This is a genomic window from Acuticoccus sediminis (assembly GCF_003258595.1).
Lineage (GTDB): Bacteria > Pseudomonadota > Alphaproteobacteria > Rhizobiales > Amorphaceae > Acuticoccus > Acuticoccus sediminis.
Genome location: NZ_QHHQ01000005.1, coordinates 500867 through 507628, shown reverse-complemented (window position 1 = coordinate 507628; position 6762 = coordinate 500867). Strand labels below are relative to the sequence as shown.

Genomic DNA, 6762 nt, shown 5'->3' with positions numbered 1-6762 from the left:
CCCTCCGGCTGAGCGCCGGACCACCCGGCGCCTTCTCCGAGAATGAACCTCCATAGGATCTACAACGAGGAACGGCCCCACGGCGCGATCGGGAACAAGGTCCCGGCCGCGCTCATGAAATTGGCACCCGAACCCAGCCCGGCGTGCCGATGAGAGCCGGAAAACTCTACCCTCCCGCGGGGGCACGTCGGGGAGCACTCCGCATCCGGTAAACACCGCGACGGCTATGTCTGTTTAGCGAACGCCATCAAGATCCGAACAGGGTAGGGAGCTAACATCTAGTGGTCGGCAAAATCTCCTGGAAGAGGATGTGCCGCTAGCCAGGCTGCGGCGCGACGGCGGAGTTCGACTATTTCAAGCTTTTGGCGATCGATCTCGGTCGAATTAGGAACACCAGCCAGCAAATCTGCGGCCCGCTCTAGCTCCACCAAATCGTCTCGGGGGTCTTGGATATAGAAGCTCGGCAGCTCGTGCTGGTTGTAGTCGATATCGTTGATGATCCACTCCACCAGAACCCGACGAGCCCGCTGGCAGTTGGGGTTCAGCGCTAGTGCGCTGGTTAGATGCTCGGATGGATCGTCACATCGCAGCAATCCGAGCCAAAGGTGAGCTTCAGCGATTTTCGGTTCCCGCTCTAACCATTCTCGCATGGTCGGCACGAGCAAACTGGCGCGGAGGGGTTGAGGTGAAGCAATGCCCAGCCCGCCGAACGCATCCCCTTTGCCGAGCAGCCAGCGACAAAACCCCAGGCGCTCTTCGAACTTCCAATCTCGGGTGGCATGAATGAAGTGACTAAGGTGTCGAAACGCCTCAGTGCGCAGGCCTTGCGAACGACTGTCGGCAAAGGCCGCAAATTCCCGCCACTCATTGTGCTCGCTGGCCTCGTTGGCCAGTGCTGAAAGCCAGTCCAAATCCGACACGTTCGACACGGCGAAGCCTCTCACAACAAGGGCAGAGAGTTTGCGACGAGGTCGTCTGTGTCGACAAGCGGATCTTCGCAACGCCTCAAAAGGGTCGGCACACGAACTAAGGCCCGGCGGCAGTACCGCGGCCCGGCCGGCGGCGACGCCTTCCGCCTCGGGCTCCGTCACAGGTAAAGCTGCTGTGGGTGGAGGTCGTGCCGTCGCGCCACCTCGGCGACCACAATACCCGCGTCCTCAGCCTCCGCCAGCATCAGGAGCTTCTTTTCGTCGTTTGACCGACGTCGGCGCTCTCGCCCCGTCAGGATCCCGATCCGCCGCATCCGACCCGCTCGTTTCGAAGCAACTTGCCAAGTTACTTTCGAAAGCTGGACCAGATCAGGAACGTCACAAACGCCTGCTCACCAGACGCTTGCAATTCAGCCGATGTGGAGGATCGGCCACAATCAATCGCACGGTCTATTTCGGGTGTACCTTTTCTGAACCAGCGTTTCGTTGCCCCGCAATGCTCCTCGATCACGATAGCAGACCGGTCTAAAGTAGACCGAAATAGCCATTGAGATAGCAAACCATCCGAACCGGACTGCACCGCGCTGGTTCGAATGTGGCCGGGCCTGAAGGTCGACGGTTTCGCTCCAGGCTTGCAACGACTGGCGGGATGGTGTTCCGCGTAGTGGCCGACCCGACCCTTTCTACCGTTCCTAATGTTCCTACAGTTTTGGCCGGTTGACACTCACGATGCGATGAATAGCGTCGCGAGAACGCTCGGCGATCAATGGTGGATTCTTCCGATGAGATCTCTTACCAGCTTCCGCCTCAACATGCGGGTGCGCCGGAAGTGCAATCGCATCGGTCGTGCCGACGTTCATCGCCGCCAATTGCCCAACGCGGATGTCTTGCTGGCATCCAAACTAGTGCGCAGACGCCGCTGGCAGGCTCATGCCAGGTTATTGTTGAAGAAGCTTGTGATCCGGTCGAATGGAATGATGTTGACCTGGTCGTAGAGGTCGACATGGTCGGTGCCGTCGATGATGAGAAGCTCCTTCGGCTCTGCTGCCGCTTTGTACGCGTCCTCGCTGAAGTAGCGGGAATGCGCCTCTGAGCCTGCGATGATCAGCGCCGGGCGCGGAGAAATCTCGCGGATGTAGGTCAACTGCGGCATGTTCATGAAGGACATTGCCGAAGTGACGATCCAGCCGCCATTCGAGTTCACCGAGCGCGGGTGATATCCGCGGTCGGTCTTATAGTAGTTCCAGTACATCGTGATGACCGGATCATCGATGCCGTCCAGCGTGTCAGGCAGTCCGCCCGCCAGTGCCGGCGGCCCGCTCGTGGCGGCGTCCTCCCAGCGCTGCAGGCTTAACCGAGTTAGGGTCTCGGCGCGCTTCTGGTCCGTCATCGCGTCGTAGTAACCCCGCGCATTCACCCGCGACATGTCATACATGCTCGTCACGGCCACGGCCTTGACGCGCTTGTCCGGAGCGGCCGCATTCAACGCCATACCGCCGAAGCCACAAATCCCGATCATCCCGATGCGTTCACGATCGACCTCTGGGCGCAGACCGAGGCAATCGACCGCGGCCATGAAGTCTTCGGTGTTGATGTCGGGCGAGGCCACGAAACGCGGCTCCCCGCCGCTTTCGCCGGTGTAGGATGGGTCGAAAGCCAGCGAGATGAAGCCGCGCTCCGCCATGGTCTGGGCATAGAGCCCTGACGATTGCTCCTTCACCGCGCCGAAGGGACCGGCGACGGCGAGAGCCGGAAGCGGGGCGGTGCCACGGTTCCGGGGCATGTAAAGGTCGCCCACCAGCGTGATCCCGTAGCGGTTGATGAAGGTCACCTTCTCGTGGTCGACTTGGTCGCTCTTCGGGAAAACCTTGTCCCACTCGGACGTCGGCTGCGCTAACGCCGCCTCTGAGCCGAACGAGGCCACGCCGAGAACCGCGGCACCGACGCCGGCGGCGAGCAACAGGCTGCGGCGCTGAAGGTCATGGAGACCGGTGGTCGTCACGTCAGTCATCTCGTTCTTCCCCAGTTCAGGTGTGGGTTCCGGACAAGGATGTGGAACGTCCACACCAGCCGGATAAGGTGGTCCTGTTCTATCGCGGGCATGAGCTTGATTCATGCTGAGCGCCGTCCGCTTCTTGAACGGGGCGGAGTGTTGCGGATAGATTGAGGCTGAAGCCCGAGGAGCCCTCATGGACCGGGAATTGCTCGGCGATCTGTCGATCCTTCTCGCCGTCGCCGAGGAGGGCAATTTCACCCGGGCGGGGCACCGACTGGGGGTGTCGCAGTCTGCGATCAGTCACGCGATCCGACGGCTGGAGGACAGGATCGGCGTCAGGCTTCTCAACCGAAGCTCGCGTAACGTGACTGCGACCGACGCGGGCGAACAATTGCTGGCTGCGCTGCGTCCCAGCTTTCGCAACGTCCGCAACCGGATCGAGGAGATCCGCACGCTGGGCGAACGCCCCTCTGGGCTGGTTCGCGTGACGGCCAGCGCGCCGGCGATCCGGGAGATCCTCTGGCCCGTGGCGTCACAGCTCGTGCGAGACTTTCCCGAGGTGCGGATCGAGGTAAGCACCGAGGGACGCCTGTCGGATCTGGCCGAGGACCGTTACGACTGCGCCATCCGGCTCGGCGAACACCTCAGTCCCGACATGATCGCACTGCCGGTCGGTCCCCGGCTGGAAATGGCGGCCATCGCCAGCCCCGAGTACTTCGCGGAGCGGGGCATGCCCCGGCATCCGGATGACCTCGACGCGCACAGTTGCCTCCTGATGCGCCACCGCGCGGAGGGGCCGGTCTATGATTGGGAGTTCGAGATCGACGGCTCCGAAGTCGTCAAGAAGCTGACCGGGCCCTTCATCCTCAACGATCCCGGCCTCGTTCTTCGGGCGGCGCGCGAAGGCCACGGGATCGGTTTTCTCCTTTTGCCCGAGGTGAAGGCGGATCTCGAGAGCGGGCGGCTGAAGCGCGCGCTGGCCGACTTCTGCCCGCCCTTCGATGGCTATCACGTGTGCTACATGGGCCGGCGGAATCTCAGCTCGGCCCTGCGGCTGCTGGTCGATCGGCTGCGCGCCCGCAAAGCATGATCTCCGTTCATGGAGGCAATGCAGGCTCCGCCTCTGATCACACGGTCCCACCTCGGCTACCTGTCCGGACACGCCTGCAAGGCATTCCGAAATTCAGTCGCCCCCGGTGCGCCGACGCGGGCGCAAAGCCGCGAGGGACTTCGTGACGTCCAAACCCGCTCCCGGAACGAACGATGGCGCGGCCGCAGCCTGGGGCGCGGTCTTTGCGCTGTCGCTTGGCGCCTTCGCCCTTGTCGCCTCCGAATTCATGCCGGTCAGCCTGCTCACTCCGATCGCGTCCGACCTTGCCATTACCGAAGGGCAGGCAGGACAGTCGCTTGCCATATCCGGCGCATTCGCCGTTGTGACCAGCCTCACCCTGACTTCGGTGACCAGACGGATCGATCGCAGGCACGTGCTGCTTGCCCTGATGGCACTGATGGTGGCGTCCGGGACCGCGGCGGCACTGGCTGTGAGCTTTCCAGTGTTTCTCGTCGGCCGCGCTCTGATCGGCGTGGCCATCGGCGGCTTCTGGTCGCTCTCGGCAGCGGTCGCCATGCGTCTCGTCCCCGACAGCAAGGTGCCGCGGGCCCTCGCCATCTTCAACGGCGGCAACGCTCTGGCGACGGTTATCGCGGCACCGATGGGCAGCCTGCTGGGCGGCCTCTTCGGCTGGCGTGCGGCGTTCCTGTGCCTGATCCCGGTCGCCGCCGCCGCCCTGGTCTGGCTCTGGTTCAGCCTGCCAGCCCTGACCCCGCAGGCCCGCCGAGCCCCGGGCAACATTTTCGCGCTGCTCAAGAGCCCCGCGGTTGCGCTCGGCATGGCGGCGACCGCGCTGTTCTTCATGGGTCAGTTCACCCTGTTCACCTACCTGCGGCCCTTTCTGGAAACCGTGACCAACGTCGGCGTCTCGACCCTGACGGTGATGCTGCTGATGCTCGGGTTCGCCGGGTTTGTCGGGACATCGCTCATCAACCGGCCGCTGGAGAGATCGCTCTATCCCACGCTCGTCGCCCTTCCGGTACTGCTGGCGCTGACCGGTCTCGGCCTCGTGCTTTTCGGCTCCAGCAGTATCGGCACCGGCTCCCTAATGATCGCGTGGGGGTTCATCGCGACCTCCGCCCCCGTCGGGTACTGGACATGGCTCGCCCGAACCCTGCCGAACGATGCGGAGGCGGGTGGCGGGCTCATGGTCGCCATCATCCAGCTTTCCATCACACTGGGCGCCACGCTCGGCGGACTGCTATTCGATGCCGGCGGCTACGTGCCGACCTTCCTGTCCAGCGCCATGCTGCTCCTCGCTTCGGGGGCGCTGGCAGTCCTGACGGCAATGCGTCTGCGCCGAGAGGCACACGGAGGAGGGTTCGGCGCATCACCGCAGCGCGCCACGTCCATCTGAGCAACTCGGCGCCGGGATCGACTGAACGGCGGCTCGGGTTCAGAATGCGTCACCCTTCTCCGCCGCGTGCGCGATCCGCTGGAGAAGCTCGTGCAGAGCGAGCGCGTCGGAGAAGGTGGGCGCCGTCGCCGTCCCATTGCGGATGTCATCTGCGAGTCGCTTGTAGATGCCGGCAACGTTGCGGGCACCCGCGAACTCCGGACGGCCCGAATAGAGCGAGGGATCCGGCATCCGGTCGACCATCTCGGTCTCGTCGCCGCGCGCGCCCTTGACGGTGAGCTGCATCATCTGCGCGTGCCCGAGTGGAGCCGTAACCTGGATGTCGCCCTCAGTGCCGTTGATCTCCCAGAGGAAGTTCGTGCCGCGGTTCTTGCCGCCTTTGTAGTGGAGCGAGAAAGCGGCACCGCTCGCCATCTGACCCTGCACCATCACCTGGTCGGCCGCGCTCTTGGGCTTTGTCTCACCGGTATCGGTCAAGGTTACGGTTTCGAAATTGGACAGTTTCACCGCCTTCAGGGGGCCGATATCGCCCAGCACGTCCTTCACCGCCGCCAGGGTGTGCGCCATCGGAATATCTTCCATCGTGGCACCGTTCGCTTTGTCGAAGAGGTAGGCGAGCGCCGAAGACGTCGTATCCGCCCAGTTGCCCCCTGTCCCGATGATCGAGGTCGCCAGCACATCGCCGACGAACCCGTCCGAGACGAGTTGCTTCAGGTACTCGACCTCGAGCGCGGCGCGTGCCTGCGTTCCCGCCACGGCGACGACACCCTTCTCCCTCGCGAGCGCCGTCAGCTTGCGAGCTTCCTCGAGGCCGTTCCCCAGCGGCCATTCGCAGTAGACGTGCTTCCCCGCGTCGAGCGCCAGTGAAATCAGCTCGAAGTGATACGGCACTTTCACGGTCACGGTGACGAGGTCGATGTCCTCCGAGGCGGCGAGGTCGGCGGGCGTCGCAAATGCGCGCGGTATTCCGAGCGCTTCGGCAGTTCGTGCCCCACTCTCCGGGCTGGAGTTGGCAACGCCCGCGACCTCGAAAGTGTCGCCAAGCGATTTCAGAGCCGGAATGTGGGCGTTGAATGCCCAATTGCTGTCGGGGTTGAGGCCGATGAAGCCGACCTTGATCGGATCCGCCATGGTCCGTGTCTCCTGTCGTGCCCGGGGCGAGGACGAGTGCCTCCATGATCCCGGACGGGTCCTGAATGTGCGACTTTCGTGACGTCGACCGTCCGTCACTGCAGGCTCCTCGTGCCTGATCTCGACAAGGTCGCGCCATGCATGGCTCGCGTAACCGAACCGCTCCCCCTTCAGCCGAAGGATGGAACGCGCTCAAAGCCACGTTTCAGATGAGAGATTTAGGCTTGCCGCTTCGAAT

The 6762-nt window shown here is 63.5% G+C and carries 6 protein-coding genes; 2 read left to right on the top strand and 4 right to left on the bottom strand.

Going from position 1 to position 6762, the window contains the following annotated elements:
• Positions 1-278 precede the first annotated feature (278 nt).
• The 3 genes from DLJ53_RS34850 to DLJ53_RS23990 all read right to left on the bottom strand — a co-directional run bounded on the left by DLJ53_RS34850 (position 279) and on the right by DLJ53_RS23990 (position 2940).
• Positions 279-929 (bottom strand): hypothetical protein, encoded by a 651-nt coding sequence (locus tag DLJ53_RS34850; RefSeq protein ID WP_146620075.1) that lies wholly within the window; start codon positions 927-929, stop codon positions 279-281.
• Positions 930-1087: 158 nt separating this feature from the next.
• Positions 1088-1243 carry a transposase gene (locus tag DLJ53_RS36710; protein ID WP_111349884.1) on the bottom strand — a complete coding sequence of 52 codons (156 nt, stop codon included), beginning with the start codon at positions 1241-1243 and terminating at the stop codon, positions 1088-1090.
• A gap of 614 nt (positions 1244-1857) precedes the next feature.
• Positions 1858-2940 carry an alpha/beta hydrolase gene (locus DLJ53_RS23990; protein ID WP_111349882.1) on the bottom strand — a complete coding sequence of 361 codons (1083 nt, stop codon included), beginning with the start codon at positions 2938-2940 and terminating at the stop codon, positions 1858-1860.
• Positions 2941-3118: 178 nt separating this feature from the next.
• Here DLJ53_RS23990 and DLJ53_RS23985 point away from each other — a divergent pair, with 178 nt between their 5' ends.
• Together DLJ53_RS23985 and DLJ53_RS23980 are read left to right on the top strand one after the other, a co-directional pair.
• Positions 3119-4015 (top strand): LysR family transcriptional regulator, encoded by an 897-nt coding sequence (locus tag DLJ53_RS23985; RefSeq protein ID WP_111349880.1) that lies wholly within the window; start codon positions 3119-3121, stop codon positions 4013-4015.
• Between the two features lie 142 nt (positions 4016-4157).
• The gene (locus tag DLJ53_RS23980; RefSeq protein WP_202913319.1) at positions 4158-5393 is read left to right on the top strand and encodes an MFS transporter; all 1236 of its coding nucleotides are present in this window, start codon (positions 4158-4160) and stop codon (positions 5391-5393) included.
• Positions 5394-5432: 39 nt separating this feature from the next.
• Here DLJ53_RS23980 and DLJ53_RS23975 read toward each other — a convergent pair whose 3' ends face one another.
• A complete protein-coding gene (locus DLJ53_RS23975) occupies positions 5433-6524 on the bottom strand; it encodes a Gfo/Idh/MocA family protein (protein WP_111349876.1) in 1092 nt (363 codons plus the stop codon).
• Positions 6525-6762: the final 238 nt, after the last annotated feature.

Excerpts from the sequence above, each read along its gene's own strand:
- DLJ53_RS23990 (WP_111349882.1), bottom strand. The coding sequence starts at position 2,940 with ATGACTGACGTGACGACCACCGGTCTCCATGACCTTCAGCGCCGCAGC.
- DLJ53_RS23975 (WP_111349876.1), bottom strand. The coding sequence starts at position 6,524 with ATGGCGGATCCGATCAAGGTCGGCTTCATCGGCCTCAACCCCGACAGC.
- DLJ53_RS36710 (WP_111349884.1), bottom strand. The coding sequence starts at position 1,243 with ATGCGGCGGATCGGGATCCTGACGGGGCGAGAGCGCCGACGTCGGTCA.
- DLJ53_RS23985 (WP_111349880.1), top strand. The coding sequence starts at position 3,119 with ATGGACCGGGAATTGCTCGGCGATCTGTCGATCCTTCTCGCCGTCGCC.